At 38.3% G+C, this 22022-nt stretch carries 23 protein-coding genes; 10 read left to right on the forward strand and 13 right to left on the reverse strand.

All coding sequences use genetic code 11. The annotated features are described in order from the left end of the window. Positions 1 to 7 precede the first annotated feature (7 nt). The 4 genes from BLR60_RS15530 to BLR60_RS15545 all read left to right on the forward strand — a co-directional run bounded on the left by BLR60_RS15530 (position 8) and on the right by BLR60_RS15545 (position 4107). Positions 8 to 706: a peptidylprolyl isomerase gene (locus BLR60_RS15530; RefSeq protein WP_090501425.1), complete on the forward strand. Its 699-nt coding sequence runs from the start codon at positions 8 to 10 to the stop codon at positions 704 to 706. Positions 707 to 1046: 340 nt separating this feature from the next. Continuing rightward, the gene (locus tag BLR60_RS15535; RefSeq protein ID WP_090501427.1) at positions 1047 to 1814 is read left to right on the forward strand and encodes an exodeoxyribonuclease III; all 768 of its coding nucleotides are present in this window, start codon (positions 1047 to 1049) and stop codon (positions 1812 to 1814) included. 93 nt (positions 1815 to 1907) lie between these two features. Continuing rightward, the gene (gene hutI / locus BLR60_RS15540) at positions 1908 to 3149 is read left to right on the forward strand and encodes an imidazolonepropionase (RefSeq protein WP_090501429.1); all 1242 of its coding nucleotides are present in this window, start codon (positions 1908 to 1910) and stop codon (positions 3147 to 3149) included. After that, positions 3127 to 4107, forward strand: a complete 981-nt coding sequence (locus BLR60_RS15545) for a formimidoylglutamase (RefSeq protein WP_244155677.1) — start codon at positions 3127 to 3129, stop codon at positions 4105 to 4107. The genes hutI and BLR60_RS15545 overlap by 23 nt, the downstream gene beginning before the upstream one ends. A gap of 153 nt (positions 4108 to 4260) precedes the next feature. Here BLR60_RS15545 and BLR60_RS24900 read toward each other — a convergent pair whose 3' ends face one another. From BLR60_RS24900 to BLR60_RS15590, 10 genes are all read right to left on the reverse strand, one after another. After that, positions 4261 to 4419, reverse strand: coding sequence for a hypothetical protein (locus BLR60_RS24900; protein ID WP_167354761.1), 159 nt, complete (start codon positions 4417 to 4419; stop codon positions 4261 to 4263). A 10-nt stretch (positions 4420 to 4429) separates the two neighbouring features. Next, entirely contained in the window at positions 4430 to 4990 is a 561-nt protein-coding gene (locus BLR60_RS15550) for a 5-formyltetrahydrofolate cyclo-ligase (RefSeq protein WP_090501431.1), read from the reverse strand. 340 nt (positions 4991 to 5330) lie between these two features. Then, on the reverse strand, positions 5331 to 5891 hold the full coding sequence (gene efp / locus BLR60_RS15555; RefSeq protein WP_090501433.1) for an elongation factor P: 561 nt from the start codon (positions 5889 to 5891) through the stop codon (positions 5331 to 5333). A gap of 130 nt (positions 5892 to 6021) precedes the next feature. Then, complete coding sequence (gene efp, locus BLR60_RS15560) at positions 6022 to 6582, reverse strand: elongation factor P (RefSeq protein ID WP_090501435.1); 561 nt, start codon at positions 6580 to 6582, stop codon at positions 6022 to 6024. 479 nt (positions 6583 to 7061) lie between these two features. After that, complete coding sequence (locus BLR60_RS15565; protein WP_090501436.1) at positions 7062 to 7688, reverse strand: ABC transporter ATP-binding protein; 627 nt, start codon at positions 7686 to 7688, stop codon at positions 7062 to 7064. A 13-nt stretch (positions 7689 to 7701) separates the two neighbouring features. Further along, positions 7702 to 8169, reverse strand: coding sequence for a GNAT family N-acetyltransferase (locus BLR60_RS15570; protein WP_090501438.1), 468 nt, complete (start codon positions 8167 to 8169; stop codon positions 7702 to 7704). Positions 8170 to 8241: 72 nt separating this feature from the next. Continuing rightward, entirely contained in the window at positions 8242 to 9027 is a 786-nt protein-coding gene (gene lpxA / locus BLR60_RS15575; RefSeq protein WP_025141731.1) for an acyl-ACP--UDP-N-acetylglucosamine O-acyltransferase, read from the reverse strand. Further along, entirely contained in the window at positions 9027 to 10439 is a 1413-nt protein-coding gene (locus BLR60_RS15580) for a bifunctional UDP-3-O-[3-hydroxymyristoyl] N-acetylglucosamine deacetylase/3-hydroxyacyl-ACP dehydratase (RefSeq protein WP_090501440.1), read from the reverse strand. Before BLR60_RS15580 ends, lpxA begins: the two co-directional genes overlap by 1 nt. Further along, entirely contained in the window at positions 10429 to 11505 is a 1077-nt protein-coding gene (lpxD, locus tag BLR60_RS15585; protein WP_090501442.1) for a UDP-3-O-(3-hydroxymyristoyl)glucosamine N-acyltransferase, read from the reverse strand. Before lpxD ends, BLR60_RS15580 begins: the two co-directional genes overlap by 11 nt. Positions 11506 to 11627: 122 nt before the next feature. Beyond that, positions 11628 to 12851 carry an HD domain-containing protein gene (locus BLR60_RS15590; RefSeq protein WP_090501443.1) on the reverse strand — a complete coding sequence of 408 codons (1224 nt, stop codon included), beginning with the start codon at positions 12849 to 12851 and terminating at the stop codon, positions 11628 to 11630. Between the two features lie 111 nt (positions 12852 to 12962). Here BLR60_RS15590 and porX point away from each other — a divergent pair, with 111 nt between their 5' ends. The 5 genes from porX (at position 12963) to BLR60_RS15615 (ending at position 17604) form a co-directional block, all read left to right on the forward strand. Then, entirely contained in the window at positions 12963 to 14516 is a 1554-nt protein-coding gene (gene porX / locus BLR60_RS15595) for a T9SS response regulator signal transducer PorX (RefSeq protein WP_090501445.1), read from the forward strand. 185 nt (positions 14517 to 14701) lie between these two features. After that, complete coding sequence (locus tag BLR60_RS15600; RefSeq protein ID WP_090501447.1) at positions 14702 to 14923, forward strand: hypothetical protein; 222 nt, start codon at positions 14702 to 14704, stop codon at positions 14921 to 14923. Positions 14924 to 15127: 204 nt separating this feature from the next. Further along, positions 15128 to 15544: a tRNA (adenosine(37)-N6)-threonylcarbamoyltransferase complex ATPase subunit type 1 TsaE gene (gene tsaE, locus BLR60_RS15605; protein WP_090501640.1), complete on the forward strand. Its 417-nt coding sequence runs from the start codon at positions 15128 to 15130 to the stop codon at positions 15542 to 15544. A 74-nt stretch (positions 15545 to 15618) separates the two neighbouring features. After that, positions 15619 to 16845 carry an alanine dehydrogenase gene (locus BLR60_RS15610; RefSeq protein WP_090501449.1) on the forward strand — a complete coding sequence of 409 codons (1227 nt, stop codon included), beginning with the start codon at positions 15619 to 15621 and terminating at the stop codon, positions 16843 to 16845. 69 nt (positions 16846 to 16914) lie between these two features. Then, positions 16915 to 17604: a M15 family metallopeptidase gene (locus tag BLR60_RS15615; protein WP_090501451.1), complete on the forward strand. Its 690-nt coding sequence runs from the start codon at positions 16915 to 16917 to the stop codon at positions 17602 to 17604. A gap of 142 nt (positions 17605 to 17746) precedes the next feature. Here the strand turns inward: BLR60_RS15615 and BLR60_RS15620 are convergent, their stop codons facing one another. Genes BLR60_RS15620 through BLR60_RS15630 form a run of 3 tightly spaced genes read right to left on the reverse strand, consistent with a single transcriptional unit; the run spans position 17747 to position 20653 of the window. After that, on the reverse strand, positions 17747 to 18247 hold the full coding sequence (locus BLR60_RS15620; RefSeq protein WP_090501453.1) for a phosphoglycerate mutase family protein: 501 nt from the start codon (positions 18245 to 18247) through the stop codon (positions 17747 to 17749). 37 nt (positions 18248 to 18284) lie between these two features. Then, a complete protein-coding gene (locus BLR60_RS15625; protein ID WP_090501455.1) occupies positions 18285 to 19325 on the reverse strand; it encodes an aminotransferase class I/II-fold pyridoxal phosphate-dependent enzyme in 1041 nt (346 codons plus the stop codon). Then, on the reverse strand, positions 19325 to 20653 hold the full coding sequence (locus BLR60_RS15630; RefSeq protein ID WP_090501457.1) for a D-alanyl-D-alanine carboxypeptidase: 1329 nt from the start codon (positions 20651 to 20653) through the stop codon (positions 19325 to 19327). The genes BLR60_RS15625 and BLR60_RS15630 overlap by 1 nt, the downstream gene beginning before the upstream one ends. A 51-nt stretch (positions 20654 to 20704) precedes the next feature. On the opposite strand from BLR60_RS15630, the gene BLR60_RS15635 reads away from it, so the two are divergent. Then, positions 20705 to 21952: an aspartyl protease family protein gene (locus tag BLR60_RS15635; protein WP_090501460.1), complete on the forward strand. Its 1248-nt coding sequence runs from the start codon at positions 20705 to 20707 to the stop codon at positions 21950 to 21952. The last annotated feature ends 70 nt before the right edge of the window (positions 21953 to 22022 follow it).

Consider the following 22022-nt stretch of genomic DNA (forward strand, 5'->3'; position numbering starts at 1 on the left):
GGATTAAATGAAGAAAATATTATTATTCCTCTGCACCTTTTCGATACTTTCAACCTTTGCTGCAAAACCTAAAAATCAATATGTGCGGATTAAAACTGAATTTGGGGAATGGATTGTTAGGCTATATAATCAAACCCCATTGCATCGGGATAATTTTGTGAAGTTGGCCAAATCGGGATATTACAACGGTGTTTTATTTCACCGCGTGATTAAAGATTTTATGATTCAGGGTGGTGATCCAGATTCTAAAAATGCAAAGCCAGATTCTCTTTTGGGTGAAGGAGGGCCTAAATATACCATCCCGGCAGAGTTTAATGACAGCTTATTCCATAAAAAAGGCGTTTTAGCTGCTGCAAGGGAGGGTGATGATGTTAATCCAAGTAAGGCATCAAGCGGTAGCCAGTTTTACCTGGTGCAGGGAAAAGTTTTTACCGACCAGCAATTGAATAATGTAGAAGAAAAACGGTTGAAGTTCAAAATTCCGGAATGGCAGCGTGAAATATATAAAACGATAGGTGGTACGCCACATTTAGACCGGAATTATACTGTTTACGGAGAAATTGTAGTGGGTTTGGATATGGTTGATAAAATTGCCGCTCTGGCTACCGATAAAAACAACCGGCCAAAACAAGACGCGAAAATGGAAGTAACTGTTTTGAAAAGAAGAGAAGCGAAAAAATTGGAGAAACAGCTATTGATGGGTTAATCAAAGATAATCGTTATTCGATTGAATAATTTTCCTAGTTGGCGTCATCTCGAGCGGAGTGCAACGTATTCGAGAGATCTATATAGATTAACTTTTTACAAATCCGCTCGTCATGCTGAATTTATTTCAGCATCTTTCCTAAGATAGACCCTGAAATAAATTCAGGGTGACGATTGCTTGTAATAAATCTCTCAGAATGCCTTTTTTACTTCTTCATGAGGAGATAATTTACCTTCTTTAGCTTGCTGCAACCCAAATTTAACGAAAGCAAATCTGAATTACTAAGCATTTATTTAATAAATCTCTAAATTTACCGCCCACAACAATTGAAATTTACTGAATGAAGATTATCTCTTATAATGTTAATGGGATTAGGGCCGCAAGTACCAAAAACTTTTTTGGCTGGTTACAGGCCACCAATGCCGACATGGTGTGTTTACAGGAAGTAAAGGCGTTACCTTCGCAAATCCCCGAAATTATTGCACTGATTGAGCAGTTGGGTTATCATCATTATTGGTTCCCTGCAGAGAAAAAAGGCTATAGTGGTGTAGCCATTTTAGCTAAAATCAAACCTCATCATGTAGAATTTGGCTGCGGCCAAGAATGGATTGATAAAGAAGGACGTATTTTAAGGGCAGATTTTGATGATTTCTCTTTAATGAGCCTTTATATGCCATCCGGTTCAAGTGGAGATGACAGGCAGGTAAAAAAATATGAATTTATGCGGTTTTTTGATGCCTACATTGGAGAATTGCGTAAAGAGATCCCAAATTTGATTGTGAGCGGTGATTATAATATCTGCCATACCGCTATTGATATCCATAACCCAAAATCCAATGCCAATTCATCTGGTTTTTTACCAGAAGAAAGGGAATGGATGCAATTATTCTTAGATAATGGTTTCATTGATACTTTCCGCCATTTTAATAAAGATCCACATCACTATACCTGGTGGAGTTACCGTGCAGGTTCAAGAGGCAAAAACCTGGGCTGGCGGATCGATTATCATTTAGCAACCAGACCGATGGAGAGCCGCTTGAAAAATGTAAGGATTTTGCCCGATGCTATACATTCTGATCATTGTCCGGTGCTATTGGAAATAGAATAGTTTTGAGGTTAACTGGTTAATTGTTTAAATCGGTTAACTGAACCCTTTTCGATTCACCAGTTTATCCAGTTTCAAAAATTAACCAGCCAATAAATGCTGATCACAAACATAAAAGGCCTTGTTGGCCTGCATCCTAAAGATAAGTTGGTGCTTCGCGGTAACGAACTAAGCGATTTACCCGTTCTCGAAAATGCCTGGCTTTTGATAGAAGATGGCCTGATCAAAGATTTTGGCGAGATGAGTTCAATTCCTTCTCAAATCTCGAATTTCCCATCTCAAGTCTCAGCGAAAGGCCGCTATGTTTTTCCCTCCTGGTGTGACAGCCATACGCATATTGTTTTCGCAGCTTCCCGGGAAGAAGAGTTTGCGATGAAAATACAGGGCAAAAGCTATGAGGAAATTGCGGCAGCAGGTGGCGGAATATTAAATTCTGCGCGTAAACTTCAAAAGGCAACAGAAGATGAGTTGTTTCAAAGTGCTGCGCAAAGGTTAAAACAAATGATCCTCCAGGGAACCGGGGCGGTTGAAATTAAAAGTGGCTATGGTTTGACTACTGAAAGTGAAATCAAGATGTTAAGGGTCATCCGCAGGTTGAAGGATCAATTTCCAATCCCGATAAAAGCAACCTTTTTAGCCGCACACGCATTTCCAGCCGAGTTTAAAAATAATCATCAGGGTTACATCGATTTGATTGTTAATGACATGCTGCCGCTGATAGCAGCAGAAAAACTGGCCGATTATATTGATGTTTTTTGTGAAAAGGGGTTCTTTTCTGTTGAAGAAACCGATCAGGTATTAAAAGCTGGAGCCAGATACGGATTGAAGCCAAAAATACATGCCAACCAACTTTCCGTTTCAGGAGCTATAGCGGTTGCTGTTGAAAATGGTGCCATCTCAGTTGACCATTTAGAGGAAAGTAACGAAGAAACGATCGCAACGTTAAAAAATGCCGACACAATTGTAACATTGCTACCTTCTTGCTCGTTTTACTTAGGAATTCCGTTTGCCGATGCGAAGGGCTTTATTAAAGCTGGCTTACCAATGGCTTTGGCTACGGATTATAACCCGGGCTCAACACCTTCTGGAAATATGAATTTTGTAATTTCATTAGCTTGCATTAAAATGAAGATGTTTCCAGAGCAGGCCATTAATGGCGCAACATTAAACGGTGCTGCAGCAATGGAGCTGAGCAAAGATTATGGAAGTATTGCGGTTGGGAAAAAAGCAAATTTATTGATCACTAAACCAATGCCGTCAATTGCTTATCTGCCTTATAGCTTTGGCGAAAGCCAGGTAGATCAAGTGATCTTAAATGGCGAAATTTATAATGGATAACCTTAAAACATATACACAGCACGACATTGATCGTTTGGTTATTCACCGCGAGGGCGAAACTAAGCTGGGCGAAAAAGTGGCTGTTATATCTTCATGGGAAGAATTGCCAGATACAAAAGCAAAATTTGTGTTGCTGGGCATTCCTGAAGATATTGGTGTGCGTGCAAATGGTGGCATGGCAGGAGCGGCATCGGCATGGCGACCGGCATTAACGGCCTTTTTAAATATTCAGAGTAACCGTTTTTTAGGCGGTAATGAAATTTTGGTCTTGGGCCATTTCGAGATTGACGAGCCTGGTGATTCTTCTATAAAAGCACTACGGGATAAAGTGGCTGAAATTGATGATCTCGTTTATCCGATAATTGAAAAAATCACAGCTGCGGGCAAAATCCCTATTGTAATTGGCGGCGGACATAATAATGCTTATCCAATCATCAAAGGAGTTTCTTTAGCCAATAAAACCCCAATTGATGTGCTAAATATTGATGCGCATGCTGATTTAAGGGGATTGGAAGGCCGGCATAGCGGAAATGGGTTTTCTTATGCTTTAAACGAAAATTATCTTGATCATTATTTTATGTATGGGTTACATCAAAATTATAATAACGAAGCTATTTTAAGCCAGATTGATAACAATCCTAAGTTAAAGGCTGTATTTTTTGAGGATATTTTAACTGGACGGGATGACAATGGTCTATTCGATGAGTTAGGGTCAACAGCAGGTTTAGAAATAGATCTGGATGGTATTCAAAATATACTTTCGAGCGCCGAAACTCCGTCTGGATTTGCAGTTAACGAGATCCGAAAGCTAATCTTGAGCAAAGCCAATAAATTTTCTTATCTACATATTTGTGAAGGGGCTACGCGGATGCTGGATGGTAGGGTAAACCAGTCAACCGCTAAGCTGATTGCTTATCTGGTGAGCGATTTTGTGAAAGGACATATTTCTTCGATTTAGCTAAGGATGCACAGCAGACACGGAGTATTAGCTCATGTCGTCATCCTGAACTTGTTTTGTTTCAGAATCTTTCTTGCGGTAAATGCCTTATAAATGGACCCTGAAATAAATCCGATAGCTATCGGATCAGGGTGATGTTTGAGAGTAGGCCTTTTACAAATGCTCCGCTTCGTATTTTTCTCCTGCCTTTAGCATCAACTCGATCTGTTTCAGGTCTTCCGCTGTTAAATCTTCCTTTTCCTGAAGTTCAAATACGGCGATCATATTGTCTTCGTACTGTTTTTCGGTTTTGATAACGATTTCCTGTGGCATGCCAGTAAGCTTAAAATTGTATAATTTCTGTTGGTGTGATGCAAAAATCTAATTTGATGTCGTGTTCATTTACATCATCGATTTTCTTAATTGCAGGAAACAAAGATAAACCTATTTTCTGAGCATTTACATCCCGGAGAAAACGATCATAAAATCCTTTGCCATAACCTACCCGGTAACCCAGTTTATCAAAAGCCAATAAAGGGATAATTATCATATCTATTTCGCCTTCATGCAGGTTCCCTTTCTGGGGTTCCAAAATATTGTAAAGGTTTTTTTTTAGGTCTTTTTCGCCCAGGTATTCATGGTGAGTCATCAGTGCTGTTTCAAAATCGGCCTTAGGCACAATAATTTTAATTTCAGGATGCGTTTTGTTCAGCCATTCGATCAATAAAAAAGTATCCGGCTCTTTTTTTTCTGTAATGGGTAAAAAGATGTGAAGGGTTTTAATTTGGCCAAAATCGATTGTTTTAAACTGTTTTAAAAGTGATTCGTTCAACGCATGATACATTGGGTCGGTTAACAGTAATCTATCTTTTAATGCTTGTTTTCTGATTTCGGCTTTAAACATATAACAAAGATAATATTTTCAAACCCCGCAGGTTTCGAAACTTGCGGGGTTTTGTGACCTAAGACCTAGATGCTTTGGTTAAATAAACCCGATAGCAGCGTAAAACCCGAAGGTGAGGCACGAGCCAAGGTTTTGAAGCGAATAGCGGGGTTGTCATGGCACGAGCGCGCAGAACCCTGCTTTTCTAAGAAATGACCACGTAACTCATCTTAGCGCCTGTAAGAGATACGGTTATTTAGCATTATAGGTTTAAGCCTCACAGGTTTTTAAACCTTACAGGTCTTAAACAAAAATGCCCCTAAAATTAATTTTAGAGGCTTCTAGGTATTTTAGTTTAAAATTATTTTACACGCTCAACATATTCGCCGGTACGGGTATCAATTTTAATTTTATCGCCCTGGTTTACAAACATCGGAACTTTAACTTCAACACCATTTTCTAATGTTGCTGCTTTTAGCGCATTTGTTGAAGTATCACCCTTAACAGCTGGTTCTGAGTAAGTGATTTCAAATTCGGCAAAGTTTGGTAATTGTGCCATAATGGCTTCGTCGCTTTCCATAGAAACAATGATGTTCATACCTTCTTTTAGGAATTTAATAGCCGAACCAAATAAAGATTTCTCTACATTGAACTGCTCGTAACTATTATTGTCCATTACCACCAAATAATCACCTTCTTCGTATAAATATTGATAATCGTTTGTTTCTACACGGCATATTTCTACAGCCTCGTCGGTATTCATACGTGCTTCAACAATTCTGCCCGATTTAATGTTACGGAATTTCCCTGTGTAAAACGCTCCGCCTTTTCCTGGTGTACGGTGATTCCATTCGTCAACAGTAACCAGTTCGTTGTTGATACGTAGAATGTTACCTGTTTTAATTTCTGATGCTTTTGCCATATTGTGTTATCCCAAATTGGGGGTTAATTTTAGTTTTTCGTGACGGCAAAGGTAAAATTATTTTAATAAAAACCTATAAAGGTTTAAGGCATAAGGCTTAGGGTTTAAGAAAATTTAAACCTTTACTGTCCTATTTTACCCGTTCCATATATTCGCCCGTTTTAGTGTCAATCTTTACTTTATCTCCCTGATTGATAAATAAGGGCACCCTGATTTCGGCACCGGTTTCTACCGTAGCATACTTTTGTGCACTGGTAGAAGTATCGCCTTTTACAGCGGGTTCAGAATAGGTGATCTCCAACTCCACACTATTAGGCAGCTGGGCAACAATGGGCTCATCGCTTTCAAAAGCGATAGTAACATTCATGCCTTCTTTTAAGAATTTAATCGAACTGCCAAAAAGCAGTTTTGGAATGTTGTATTGTTCGAAAGTATTATTGTCCATCACAACCAGGTAGTCGCCGTCCTCATATAGGTATTGATAATCGTTGGTTTCTACCCTGCAAATGGTTACCTCTTCATCTGTGCGGAAACGATATTCTACAATTTTGCCGGTTTTTACATTGCGCATACGAGCCTGATAAAAAGCCCTTAGATTTCCCGGAGTACGGTGGATGTACTCTTCTACACTTACCAACTCTCCGTTAAAACGAAGCACGTTTCCGCTTTTTACTTCTGATGCCTTTGCCATTTTATGATCGTGAATATTGTTTTTGTTGTGGATTAAAAATCAAAGTTAAAAAATGCCTACAGATTTGAAAAGCAAAACCATCATTAATCGCCCAGGAAGGCGGAGCTTTTTTTTAAACTTTGATGTTGGTAATTGATCCCGATTAACAGCTATATAAGAAGCGGGCTATGCAATTGATAAAACACCGAGGAAAAGAATAAAAAACTCCATATAAAAGAAATGCCTTTGGGAACCACTCCAAAGGCATAATCAACCTAAACCTCAAACTAAACTATGAAAAACTCTTTGCCTTTTAAGGGCTATATATTTTAATTCCGAAAACGGAAATATGATCTTTTACTTAGAGAGATAAATTAAATAATTGTTTCTCTTTTTGGTGGTGCAAAGGTAGATATAATTTGTGAACTACAAAATATTTTTTCAAAAAAATATTTATAATACAAATGTATGACAAAACAGACTTCTTTATAAATGGTTGATTATAGTTTAACTTGCTTATAATCTGATATTTGTATGTGATTTGTGCAGAAATCGTATTCTTGTATTTGATTGGAGCCAATTATGGTAAGCCGCTCTTTTCCAAAATTTTCGATAAGTTCGCGGTACCAATTGATTCCCTGAACGTCTAAATTGCTCGTCGGCTCGTCTAAAAATAAAATGGGTGTATCTGCACAACATGCCAAAGCTAGTTTGGTTCTTTGCTTCATTCCAGACGAAAAGTATTTGATTTGTTTGTTTGCTGCTTTTTCTAATCCCAAAACACTGATCAGCTTTTTTGCATCCAGGCCAGAAGCGAAATTTTTAAACTTAAAATGAAAATCAATGATCTCTTTTAGGGTAAAAGTTTCAACCAGTTCAAGATATGGTGCAGCAAGGCTGATGTATTTATAAATATTTTCTACCGGAATATCTTTCGTATCAGAAAATGAAATCTTTCCCTCTGAAGGTGATAAGCTGCCGGTTAATACGCTCAATAAAGTCGACTTACCGGAACCATTAGGTCCAAGTATGGCGTAACTGTTTCCTGTAGAAAATTCAGCACTTAAATTTCTAAAAATCCACTCTTTATTAAACCTTCTGCCAACATTTTGTAAAGTAATATTCATTTGTGGTAGGCATTTAGGGTTTAGCGCTAAGCGGTTTAGTCATACAAACGCTGTTGTCAACGCCAATGTATTGGCCATAATTAGAAATAATATGATATCCTACTTTTTGGTAAAGTGCGATGGCCTCCGGTTGTCTTTTGCCAGTTTCTAAAACACATGCGTCAAAACCGAGTTCAGTAGCCCGGTTTTCAAGTTCATGTAAAACTTTAGCGGCTATGCCTTTATTTCGGTAGTCGGGGTGCACAAACATCCTTTTTACTTCAGCTGCTGTAGAGGAGAACGGTTTTATTGCACCACAAGCAACGGGCAGCCTCTTTTGATAGGCAATAACAACCTCCTTAATGCTATCAATTTGATTAAACTGCGTATAAAAGGAATGATCTTCACCATCTCTAATAACCAAATCCAGATCTAATAAAGCAACCAACATCCTAAAATCCACATGTTCTGAATCTGTTCGGATCAGTCTTAAATCACCCATGAATATTTATTTGAATTTGGTTAAGCAATTAGTTTAACCCTCTACCTTAAACCCTTTAGCCTTCTACCTTAATTAACTTCCCATGCCAAACCCCTTCATTACCCCGCGGTTAGAATTGCGGATAAAATCTACAATTTCATCACGGATTTCGGTAGGTTTAAATTCAGCTTCGATCATGTCTAAAGCTTTGGTTACGTTATTGTGTTTTACAAAAAGTACGCGGTAAATTTCTTGGATCTCATCAATCTGCTCATTGGTAAAACCTCGTCTACGTAAACCAACAGAGTTGATACCAGCATAAGAAAGGGGTTCGCGAGCTGCTTTTACATATGGCGGAACATCTTTACGTACCAGTGAACCACCGGTTACAAAGGCATAAGAACCTACTTTAACAAATTGATGTATGGCAACCAGACCTGCCAAAACTACATTGTTTCCAATTGTAATGTGGCCGGCCAAGGTAGTACTGTTCGAAAAAATACAGTTATTTCCAACCTCGCAATCGTGCGCAATGTGCGAATAAGCCTGAATTAAGCAATTACTGCCAATGGTAGTTTTCCATTTATCTTTGGTGCCGCGGTTAATGGTAACGCACTCGCGTATAGTGGTATTGTCGCCAATTTCTGCAGTGGTAATTTCACCTGCAAATTTCAAATCCTGTGGCTCGCCAGAAATAACCGCTCCAGGAAAGATCCGGCAGTTTTTACCGATCCGTGCGCCATCCATAATGGTCACATTCGATCCGATCCAGGTTCCCTCTCCAATTACAACGTCTTTATGTATCACTACAAAAGGTTCAATTACCACGTTTTCGGCAATTTTTGCCTGAGGGTGTATATATGCTAGGGGTTGTATCATTATTGAGCGGGTTCTGCTTGTTTAACTTTTGAAATTTGAGCCATCATTTCGGCTTCTACAACGATTTTTTCGCCAACCATACCAACACCTTTCATCTGGGCAATACCTCTTCTGATGGGTTCAAGTAAATCGCAACGGAAAACAATTGTATCGCCAGGAAGCACCTGGGCTCTAAAACGTACGTTATCTATTTTTAAGAAATAGGTGAGGTAATTCTGAGGATCCGGAACGGTGCTTAATACTAAAATACCACCAACCTGCGCCATCGCCTCAATCTGAATTACACCCGGAAAAACCGGTGCACCAGGAAAATGTCCCTTAAAAAACTCTTCGTTCATGGTTACGTTTTTAACGCCTACCACGTGGTTTTTAGAAAGTTCTAATATTTTATCTACAAATAAAAATGGTTGACGGTGAGGCAAAATGTCCATAATCTGAACTACATCATATAATGGTTTTGCACTTGGGTCGTATACCTTTTGTATTTTTTTGTTTTTCTCTTTTTTAATCGCTGCTTTAATTTTTTTAGCAAAAGCAACGTTTGCTGCATGGCCTGGACGGGCGGCCATAATGTGGCCTTTTAAATGCATACCAACCAAGGCTAGATCGCCTATCATATCCAATAGTTTATGACGTGCGGGCTCGTTCTGATAACGCAGTTCCATGTTGTTCAAGATCCCTTGTGGGGCAACATCAATATCCTTGCGGTTAAATAATTTAGCCAGGTGGCTTAATTCATCCCTGGTAACTTCTTTATCTACAATTACAATGGCGTTATTTAAATCGCCACCTTTAATCAAATTGTGTGATAGCTGGTATTCCAGTTCATGTAGAAAACAGAAAGTACGGCAAGAAGCAATTTCTTTCTTAAACTCTGCAATGGTATTAATGCCCGCATGCTGGCTACCTAGAACAGGAGAGTTGTAATCGATCATGCAGGTAAAACGATAATCGTCTAACGGCATGGCCACAATTTCTACTTTTCTATCCTCTTCGGTATAGGTAATGTTATGCGGAATGGTAAAATATTCCCGATCTGCATTTTGCTCAACTGTACCTACTTCTTCCAATAAATCAACAAACTGAATAGAACTCCCGTCCATAATTGGCGTTTCCGGACCATCTAATTTAATAAGTACGTTGTCCAGATCCATACCAACCAGCGATGCCATTACATGTTCTACGGTACTTACGCTGGCGCCATTTTGGGTAAGCGTAGTGCCTCTTGAGGTATCGGTAACATTATCTGCATCAGCTTCGATAATCGGATGGCCATCTAAATCAATACGCTGAAATTTGAAGCCATGATTTTCTGGGGCGGGGCAAAATGTTAAAGTCACATTAGCACCAGTGTGTAAACCAACACCAGATGCTGATATTTCTTGTTTAATCGTTTTTTGTCTAACGTTCATTGTGTAATGTATTCTTTTCCAGTTCAGCGGTGAGTTTTTTTAACTCCTCTTCGAGCTTATTAATTCTTTTCTCAACATCTGGAAGATGTTTGAAAATGACCGATGCACGCATCCAGTTGCGCAATGGTTGCGCCGGACTTCCGTGCCATTGTTTATTTTCTTCTGTGATATTAAAATTTATACCTGCCTGTGCACCGATTTGAGTTCCTTTGGCTAAGGTTAAGTGTCCGGCTATACCAACCTGCCCGCCAACTACACTGTTAGGGCCAATTTTTGTACTTCCAGAAATCCCTGACTGTGCTGCTAAAACAGTGTTCTCGCCAATTTCTACATTGTGCGCAATCTGGATCAGGTTATCGATTTTTGCACCTTTTTTTACAACTGTTGAGCCCATGGTTGCACGATCTACGGTTGTATTTGCGCCAATTTCGACATCATCTTCGATGATAACGTTTCCAATCTGCGGGATTTTATTGTAAGTGCCGTCTTTTTGTGGGGCAAAGCCAAAACCATCACTTCCGATAACAGTATTCGCGTGGATGACTACTCTGCTTCCGATTATAGAATTGTGATAAATTTTTACACCAGGAAAAAATGTGCTGTTTTTGCCAATTTTAGAATTTGCACCAATAAAGGTTTGTGCGTTTATTTTACAGCCATCTGCAACCTCTACATTTTCGGCCACATAGGCAAAAGCATCAATAAACACGTTATTGCCGATTTTAGCTGTAGGATGAACGAAGGCCAATTTATCAACACCAGATTGCACGGCTTGGGCATTAATGGCTTCGTTATATTTATCCAATAAGATCGTAAATGCACTATATGGATTTTCAACACGGATTAATGTGCTGGTATAAGTCTGTGTAGGGGCAAAGTCTTTTGATACGATAACAACTGATGCCTGAGTAGAATACAAAAAGTTTTCGTACTTAGGGTTCGAAAGAAAAGACAAGGAGCCTTCCTTTCCGTCTTCTATTTTAGAAAGTTCGGTAACGGCTACATCAGGGTTCCCATCAATGGAACCGTTCAGAAACTGACTTATCTGCGTGGCAGTAAATTGCATCGTACAAAGGTATATGTTAAATTGATATGAACAAAAAAACCTGCATGGGTTAAACGGGGTATTATTTGCACAATAATAAGAGTTAAAACGGCACTGAAAGTCAAATATTTTGTTAAAAAAACTTAAATCCCTCTTGGGTAACAGAGAATATATTTTTCTACAGTTTTCTGTAGCGACTCCAGATTAGACAAATCAGAAGCTTTTGCGATATCAACAATGTCGTTATTTTTCATTAAAATCTTAATATTTCCAACCCCAGCGTTATATGCGCGGTTTTGAATAGAATCGGTGAAAACAAAATAACGGGCCTCTTCTGGTTTGATTTCCAGCAAATTAACTGCCGCATCCTGCAAAAAGTTTACTCGGTCGGTATCAGCCCTTTCATTGCCCATTTCTACTTTGTAAAGATTTCTGGAGGTGAGCATTTTACATAACGTAGACAAAATTTTATCCTGATGTTTGGCCCAAACCTTAACGGCAGCATAAATATCCTGATCATCAAGGCTGGTAAAATGCTCCAGATTTTCGTGCTGCGCAAAGAAATTAGCCTCGTTGATATCGTTTTTTAAAAAATAATTTAAGGATGGCGAAGCAAATAAGTTTTCTCCGGCTGCTGATAGTTCTTTAGCGCGTTCTAATAATTTTACCAGGATCATCTCGCCCGATATTACTGTTTTGTGCAGATAAACCTGCCAATACATCAGCCTGCGGGCAATTAGAAATTTCTCTATAGAATAAATGCCTTTTTCTTCAATCACCAGGTCATCATCATAAACGTTGAACATTTTAATGATCCTGTCGAAACTGATTACGCCTTCACTTACGCCTGTAAAAAAGCTGTCGCGGTTTAAATAATCCATTCTATCCAGATCTAACTGGCCTGAAATCAATTGATGAAGAAATTTTTTAGGATACGTGCCGTTAAAAATCTCAATGGCATGGGTTAAACGGCCATCAAAATGGGCATTCAGCTCCTGCATCAGTTTTGCTGAGATATCTTCGTGCCTGATGCCGGTAACCAAAGAGTGCTCCAATGCATGCGAAAAAGGCCCATGTCCGATATCGTGCAATAAAATGGCCAAAATGGCGGCTTCTTCTTCGCCGTCGGTTATGTTATGTCCTTTACTTTTTAAAAGATTGATGGCCAAACTCATTAAGTGCATGGCACCCAGTGCATGGTGAAAACGCGTGTGTAAAGCCCCTGGATAAACCAAATGTGTCATTCCAAGCTGTTTGATATAACGCAAACGCTGGAAATAAGGATGTGAAATCACATCGTAAACCAATTCGGACGGGATACTGATGAAGCCGTAAACCGGATCATTTATTATTTTCTTCTTATTCAATCGTTAAAAATAGTTAAATAGATAGATACGGTACAAAAATTGCTATTTTTATTTATAGTTTGAATTACCTGCCGTAATTAAACGGCAATAGTGATCTATTTTTACAAAAACATGCAAGAAACTAAAATATTGTGGGCCGATGATGAAATCGACCTGTTAAAACCTCATATATTATTATTGAATGATAAAGGTTACCACGTAACCACTTTTACCAATGGTAACGACGCGCTTGAAGCATTTGGAAAAGCCCATTTTGACCTGGTTTTTCTGGATGAGAATATGCCTGGCATGAGCGGTATCGAAACGTTATCGGCCATTAAGAACCTAAATCCTGATGTTCCTGTGGTGCTGATTACGAAAAGTGAAGAGGAAAACCTGATGGAAGATGCGATAGGCAGCAAAATTGATGATTATCTGATCAAGCCTGTAAACCCTAAGCAGGTTTTGCTGACCATTAAAAAGCTGATCGACAATAAACGTTTGGTGAGTGAGAAAACCTCTATGGCTTATCAGCAGGATTTTCGCCGTTTGGGTATGACTTTGGGTGACAGGCTTAATTATGAAGAGTGGATTGATGTTTACAAAAAAATCGTTTTTTGGGAGCTTGAGTTAGAAAAACTGGACGATCCGCAGATGCATGAGATTTTAACCATGCAAAAACAGGAAGCCAATACACAGTTTACAAAATTTATTGAGGAAAATTACCTTGATTGGATTAAGGATAAAGATAAGGCGCCTTTGCTTTCGAACGAGTTATTAAAGAAAAAAGCCTTTCCGCTTATCAATGATAATACACCGGTATTTTTTATCCTGATTGATAATTTAAGATATGATCAATGGAAAATCATCAATCCGTTGATATCAGAATATTTCAGGATAGATGAAGAGGACATGTACACCAGTATTTTACCAACGGCAACACAATATGCCCGTAATGCAATTTTCTCTGGTATGATGCCTTTGGATATGGAAAAGCGTTTCCCCCAACTTTGGCAAAATGATGATGATGAAGGTGGAAAAAACATGCATGAAGAGGCTTTCCTATCTGACAATATTAAACGTAACTTAAGAAAGGATTGTAAATTCAGTTATCATAAAATTCTGACTTTTGAACAGGGTAAAGATCTTGTTGAGCAGACGAACAACTTATTGCATAACGATTTTAACGCCATTGTGTTCAATTTTGTTGATATGTTGAGTCATGCACGAACGGATATGCAAATGATACGTGAATTGGCTAACGATGATGCGGCTTACCGTTCATTAACCTTATCATGGTTTGAGCATTCACCACTTTGGGATTTATTGAAGAAAATTTCGCAGAAAAAAGTTAAAGTAATCATCACCACCGACCATGGAACCATTCGTGTTAAAAAACCGGTTAAAGTTATTGGTGATAGAAGTACAAATACCAATTTAAGATATAAGCAGGGTAGAAACCTTAATTTTAATGCAAAAGAAGTGTTTTTGATTAAAAATCCTCATGATGCTTTGCTGCCGAAGATTAACATCAGCAGCAGTTATATTTTTGCAAGGGAAGATAGCTATTTCGTTTATCCCAATAATTACAATCAGTTTGTAAATTATTATAACGAAACTTTCCAGCATGGCGGTATTTCATTGGAGGAAATGATTATTCCGGTGGTGACGTATTCGCCAAGGTAGTTTGATAGATTTGAGATACCAGATTTGAGACATGAGATTGGTCATTTTCAAAGAATGTCCTATTGAATTTGTTTCAGGATTTGTTCGTTTGAATAGTAAGGCCAAAGCAATCATTGCAAGAAGAAATATGCCTATATTTTGTTAAACTGAAGCATTATTCTTAATTTTAATTAGATTTTAGACATATGAATATTTCGATAACTCAACTATATGCACTCTTAAGCGAAAAACTTGATAAGGATACTGCAGAGCAGTTAACCAGTTATATTGAGGCGAAAGTTGATAAAACCACCCATTTGGCTTCTAAAGAAGATTTGGCGAATGCTAAAACTGATATGATTAAATGGTTTGTTGGCTTATTTATAGCGTTGGCTTTAATGATTATCGGCCTCTACTTTAAAGGTTAATTGTATAATTGCTCTGATGATGACTTATTCATCTAGCTAAAGTTATAAGTTACATATTTAGTCGGTTATCATCTTGAGCCTGTCGAAAGACTTTCAATAATTTACAGGTTATAGGCTTTCAACAAACTCAGCTTGGCTAGTGGCAAAACAAATAAAGGCAAAAGCAATCCAATTATGTATTACTTTTGCCTTTATTCTTTATATATGGATATCGAAGTACATAGTTTAGCCCATCTACCTGTTGTTGCAAAGCAACTTTCAGATTTTGCCGGTGACCAAAAAGTTTTCATTTTTGAGGGTGATATGGGTGCAGGCAAAACCACATTCATCAAAACTTTTTGCGCGGCTTTAGGTGTAGCCGATGTGGTTTCGAGCCCAACTTATTCTATCGTTAACGAATATGAAAGCCCTAACGGATCGGTATTCCATTTCGATTTTTACCGGATAAAAGACATTCGTGAAGCCTACGATTTAGGATATGAAGAATATTTTTATGGGGGTGGAATTTGTTTAATAGAATGGCCGGAGCGGGTAGAAGAATTATTACCTGAAAATTTTGTTAAGGTTGAGATCAATGTGCTGGATGAAAACCGCCGGGTATTCAGGTTTTCGAAGGTATAACAATTCGTTATCAATAAATTAACAGATTTTGCGTATCTTGAACGACCTAAAACTATCATAATTTTAATTCAAACATGGCTACAGGATTACGCGAAGGAATGGCCGATATAGCTCGTCAGGGTTTACTACAAACGCAGGAAGCAACGCTAGAAACCAGAAATAAAAAAAACAGTCTATACATAGGAATACCCAAAGAAATTTCTTTTCAGGAAAATAGAATCGCATTAACACCTTTATCTGTTGCTTTGTTGGTAAACAATGGCCATCGGGTTGTTTTAGAAAGTGGGGCAGGTATTGCTGCTAATTTCTCTGATACCGAATATGCGGAGCAGGGTGCAAAAATTGCCTATAACAAAAAGGAAGTTTTTGATGCTGATATCCTGGTAAAAATTGCCCCTCCCATGCTGGAAGAGATTGAAATGATGCATAAGGGGCAAACACTTATTTCTTCTTTACAAACCGGAACGCTTAAGCAGGATTATCTTAAAGCATTGATGCATAAAAAAATTAATGCATTGTGTTTTGAGAATCTCCGCGATGAAGGTAATATACTAAGTGTAGTGCGCGCCATGAGCGAAATAGTAGGTTCGACCTCTATTTTAATTGCTGCAGAATATTTAAGCAATGTAACCGGGGGCAAGGGCTTAATGTTAGGCGGCTTTACAGGGGTTCCTCCCACAGAAATTGTGATTTTAGGTGCCGGAACGGTTGGCGAATATGCCGCCAGAACAGCTTTGGCACTAGGCGCAGAGGTAAAAGTTTTCGATAGTTCCATTTACCGTTTACGCCGCCTGCAGAATAATCTGGGGAGCAGGGTATTTACCTCGGTAATGCAGCCTATTGTTTTAAATAAGGCCATTATTACCTGCGATGTAGTGATTGGTGCCATTAGAGCGACACATGGCCGCAGTCCGTGTATAGTAATGGAAGAAACTGTTGCCAGAATGAAACCACATTCGGTAGTTATTGACGTGAGTATTGATCAGGGCGGTTGCTTTGAAACTTCAGAGGTGACCAACCATACCAACCCGGTTTTTAGAAAATACGATGTAATTCACTATTGTGTGCCTAATATTGCTTCGCGTGTTCCAAGAACAGCTTCTTATGCGCTTACCAATATCTTTGCTCCAATTTTATTGGATATAGGCGAATTTGGAGGCTTAATGAATATGGTTTGGAATAACCCAGGCATCCGCGAAGCACTTTATATTTATCAGGGTAATTGTACCAATAAAGATTTGGCCGATATGTTTAATTTGCCGTTTAAAGATCTTGAATTGTTGGTCGTTTCGAATCAATAAAAAATGTAAGATAGACAATGTAAAACGGATAATGGGAAAGGCGCTTGGTGTTTGATTCCTCTTGGTACTATGATGATAAAATTCAATCTGCTAGCTTTATTCTTTTTCCTCTCAATTGCTGTAAACGCTCAAAACAAACCCGTTACAGCAAAAAAGCTTGTTGTTGTTAGTTCTTATACTCAATATCAGGTCTCGATAAAAGCAAATCCGAATAACGAATTGATTGAAATTAAGAAGGCCATCCCTAGTATCAGGTTAGATATCCGCTATGCCACTAAAAATAACTTTATGCGGCAGATCATGTATAAGCAGGCGAGGGCTTTTGCCAGAAAACCAGTGGTAGAATCGTTAAAAAAGATCCAGGCAGCATTAAATAAAAAAGGCTATGGCTTAAAAATATTTGATGGCTACCGTCCCTACGCCATTACGGTTGAGTTTTATAAAAAGGCAAGTGATAAAAATTTTGTAGCTAATCCAGCAAAAGGATCGAAACACAATAGGGGCTGTGCGGTAGATCTCACGTTGATTAACCTGAAAACAGGCAAAGAACTACTGATGCCAACACCTTACGATAGTTTTTCGGCAGCTGCTGCGGCCAAATATGAAAACGTATCACCAGAGGCAAAGAAAAACCGCGATTTCCTCATTGCCATTATGGCTAAATACCGCATGAATGTGTTAGGAAATGAATGGTGGCATTATGATTTTTCGGACTGGAGAAATTATGATTTAATGGATATTCCTTTCGAGAAATTATAGCTCATTAGTTCGATTGTCATTGGTTATTAGTGTTGGGAGCATAACAACTGAGGTCCATTATCTGTGGTGTAAGGTGTTACCATCTTAAACTAATTAGTTTTACCGGTGTCAGGTGGTAACACCTGACAGCATACAACAGGTATTACAAATGGTGTGGCCTGCCAAACTGATCCATTTTTACCCGCGCTTTATCTTCTTTAACGGATAATTCAAAAATATAATCGTAATCATCGTCCGTTAATTCTGCTTTGGGTTTTTTACCACCAAAGGCTTCAATGATCTCCAGCACGGTGTTAGAGTGGCCGGCAATAATCACAGTTTTGCCAACATAATTGGTTTTAATGCTATCTACAAGCGATTTAATATCTTTATAATCAATCACTTTAGGAATCACCAATGAATCTAATGTTTGGTGCGTTCTTTTTGTAGGTGTGGCAAAAGCAACATCAAACTTTACTTTTTTGAGGTATGTGGCTAAATCTCCTGCCCTGATTCTCCCTTCATCAGACAGGTTGGGGTTGGTATCCTGTGGATTGGATTTATCTTTCTCTGCATGCCTGACAATCCAAACCGTAGTCGTTTGTGCAGAAACGATATTGGCAAAGAGTAGTGTTAAAGCCAGTAATACGAACAGTTTTTTCATGTTATAAATATTAAAAAATTAATTGGATAAGGAAAGGTTAAAAATTTATAGCGGCCACCAGTTTTTCAATATCTTCTTTTTCATGCCAACTGCTCAAAATAATTCTATTTATCGGTTTAGATTCGGGCTTAGGGTAAGGAAAAGACGAAATCAGGATTTTTTCTTTTAGCAAACAGTCAGCCAAAGTCGAATCTCGTGTCAAGAATGCCGGAAATGCCGGTTCAAATGCCCATGTTTCGTTTATTTTAGCGGTAAATAGCTTTATATTCTCCTGTAACCTCGTCCATCCGTGCTGGTATATTTTTTCAGCCTTGATGAAGGCAAAAAGACTGGCTGCGGATGGAGGTGATGCCCCAATAAAAATATTGCCGTTTTTTAGTTTGGCAATAAGTGCATTTGAACCCAGAACCAACCCGGCATCTATCCCTAATGCCTTTGCCATTGAGGCCACAACAATACGTTCGATATTGGATTTAACCGGAAGGTTAATCAATGCACCCATTCCATTATTATGGATGCCGATACCATGCGAATCATCTACAATTAAAATAATCTCTTTTTCCGGATGTATTTCAGTAAGGAAGTTAAAATCATAAATTTCAGGGAAAAGATTGTTCATGGAATTACTGACCAGTACCCAATTCTGTTCTTCGGAAGCGTTGATGAGCTTTATTGTTTCTTTTTTCCAATCATTAAACGATTGCTGATTTGCGGGCTGATCGTTTAACCAAAGTGCAGGGTGTGTAGCCGGAGCATAAATTATTTTGCCTAATGTAGACAAACCTTTAACGGTAAGCTGTGCAGCTAAGTAACCACTTGAAGTTATCAAAGCGGCTTCTGATCCGTAACGCGCAGCAGCTACTTTTTCTGCATCATCATAAATGCCCAGCTGAATATTGTTGGTGCGGCTTGTTCCATTGTTTAAACCGAATTTTTGAATCCCCTCGATATATAGATCTATGAAATCCTGATTTTGGGGAATGCCTAAATAGGCTGTTCCGCCAAAGTATAAATAGTTGCTCCCTTCAATATTTATTTTATTGGAAAAAGGTTGATCAATCGATTTTAAATCCCGCATTAAAAATTATCGTGTATGTAAGTCATTATCCTCACCATTTCTGCACGGACTTCTGCAGTTGGTTTTATGAAGCTATTGTTCATGAAAGAGAAAATATATGTTTTGCCTTTTTTAGTGAGTACGTATCCGCTTTGGTTATGCACCCCACCGAGTGAACCTGTTTTGCCGAAGACAAAAGGTTTATCGGTTTTAGGATAAGCACTTTTTAAAGTGCCGCTTTTGCCGCCTGCAGGCAATAAGTCAAAAAGTTTTTCCGGGTTGTTTACCAATCTGTAAATAGAATCAAGTAGATATACATTATCGCGTGGCGTAAATAAATTCTGGCGGGACAGCCCGGATCCATCAGCCCATTTTACCTGATCAGGGAGAAAAGAAAGGTAGTTTTTCGTAATGTAATCAATGGCTTTGGTTGTACTTAACGTATCGCCAATCTGGTTGGAGCAAACCAATAACAGGTGTTCGGCAATAAAATTATCGCTGGGTAACATCATTTGCTTTAGTACCGAATCGCGCTTTGCGCCTGGCAAGGTTTTAGCATCCTGCGGTATTTTTAAATTTATGATGCCAACGGGTTTGTGTAAGGTATCTGCTAATATTTCAACGGTAAGCTGCGCGCTGGTTTTATATGGGTTTTGCTGATTATAGCCTGGCTTTACTGCAACTGCTGGGTAATGAAAGCGGTTGCTCCAGAAATCTCTACTGACCTGAAAATTGCCTGTTTTCCTTGTAAAATCTATTTCGAAGCAGGAGGTAAAAACCTTTGGTACAACGTTAATTTTATTTGGAGTGGCATAGGTAGAAGTAACCATGTTATCCATAATAGGCATTTCGGTAATTTCTGGCTGATAATAATAATCGTAATCATCCCAGGCCCAGCCTTCGCCAAAGAAGTTGCCCGAATATCTTCCCGGTGAAAAAAAGAGTTTTTTATTTGAAGCCAATAGAAAATTGTATGCCGATTTATCTTTTACGGCAAATTGCAAAAAAGAAGGATCTCCAGTTCCCCAAAAAATCAATGAATCATTCCGCTCGGTGTATTTCAAAGCAGGCATTAAATCTGGCAGCATTTTAAGGCTCGCAAAAAATGTATACAATTTGGTGTTAGATGCCGGGGTAAAATATTGATCTGCATCTTTCTGAAAGATCATTTTTTTGTCCGTCGGGTTATAAAGCGCGAAGCCAACCTGATATTGTTTAATGACCTGCGAATTTTTAAATTCTCTGGCTACTTTTTTTGAAATGATCTTATTTGTTGAGCAGCCCGCTAACAAGCAAAAGGAGATAACAAAGGTGATAAAAATAAAATTATGATTTTTTAAAGGAAACATGTGCTAAATTTAGGAGACATAAAGATTAACTAATTTATTAAATTTAGTTTAATGTTAGCCAAATATAAATCCGGTGTAATAATCTGTTTACGTAAACTGACCATTTGCCTGGTGCTTGTATTTCTCACTTTTCCTGGGTTTGGGCAAGAATTCCGCTTTAAAAGAAACCGCCAAAAACAGTCAATTCCTTTCAAGTGTATTAAAAATCTGATGGTTATTCCGGTATATGTAAATGGAAAAGGACCCTATGATTTTGTGCTTGATACTGGTGTTGGACCCATGATTATCACAGATCCTTCTATTATCGATTCGTTAAATTTCAGTCAGCTCCGTAAAATTAAAGTTTCGGGCCTGGGTATTGAAAGCGTTGATGCATATGTTTCTCAAAGTCTTGATGTTAAAGTAGGCCGTGCCAGTATTAAGTATATACCAGCGGCAATCTTAAAAGAAGACTTGTTTAACCTGTCAGGACATTTAGGGCTGAAAATTTATGGCCTGTTGGGCTACAGTTTTTTTAACAGTTTTATTGTCGATATCAGGTATAGCGAAAATAGGCTGATTATTTATGATCCTGACACCAAAATTAAATACCGTGGAAAAAAAATTCCTATCGAAATAGAGAGCCAGAAGCCGTATATTTCAGCTACCATTGATGCTTCTAATGGAAAAACAGTTGAAGCCAGGTTTTTAATGGATACAGGTGCCAGCCATGCTTTATCACTCGAAATGCTCAATGGAATGGAATTCCCATTACCTCAAAAGAAAATCAAAGCTAATTTAGGAATGAGTTTAAGCGGCCAGATTAAGGGATATGTTGGCCGTGTAACGAGATTTAATATTGGGGGCTATGTTTTTAAAGATGTTGTTGCCGGATTCCCTGATTTTACAAGCATTTCAAATAAGATCGATTTATCAAAACGGAATGGCAATTTAGGTGCCGATTTACTTCGGAAATTTAACATTCAGTTCAACTATCAGGATGGGTTTATTTATGTTAAACCCAATGGATTCAGAAAAACTGCTTTTGAACACGATATGGTGGGTATGGTGTTATATCTTGATCAGAAAACATATAAAAGAGTGCTTATTGGAGAAATAGACGAGAATAGTCCGGCAGAAAAAGCCGGTTTGTTCCCTGACGATGAAATTATTGGGATAAACTTTAAAAGTATTGATGCGTATTCTTTAAACGATCTTTCCGAAATGTTTAAATCAAAAGCAGAAAGAAATATCATTCTCGAAATTTTTAGGGATAATCAAGTTTATCTTAAAATCGTTCGACTCGAAAAAAGGATTTAATAAAGTAATTTTCCAGTTACAAATGATTTGTCGTGTAACAAGATTTTAACTTTAACCTCTTATTACCAAG

The organism is Pedobacter terrae (assembly GCF_900100705.1).
Lineage (GTDB): Bacteria > Bacteroidota > Bacteroidia > Sphingobacteriales > Sphingobacteriaceae > Pedobacter > Pedobacter terrae.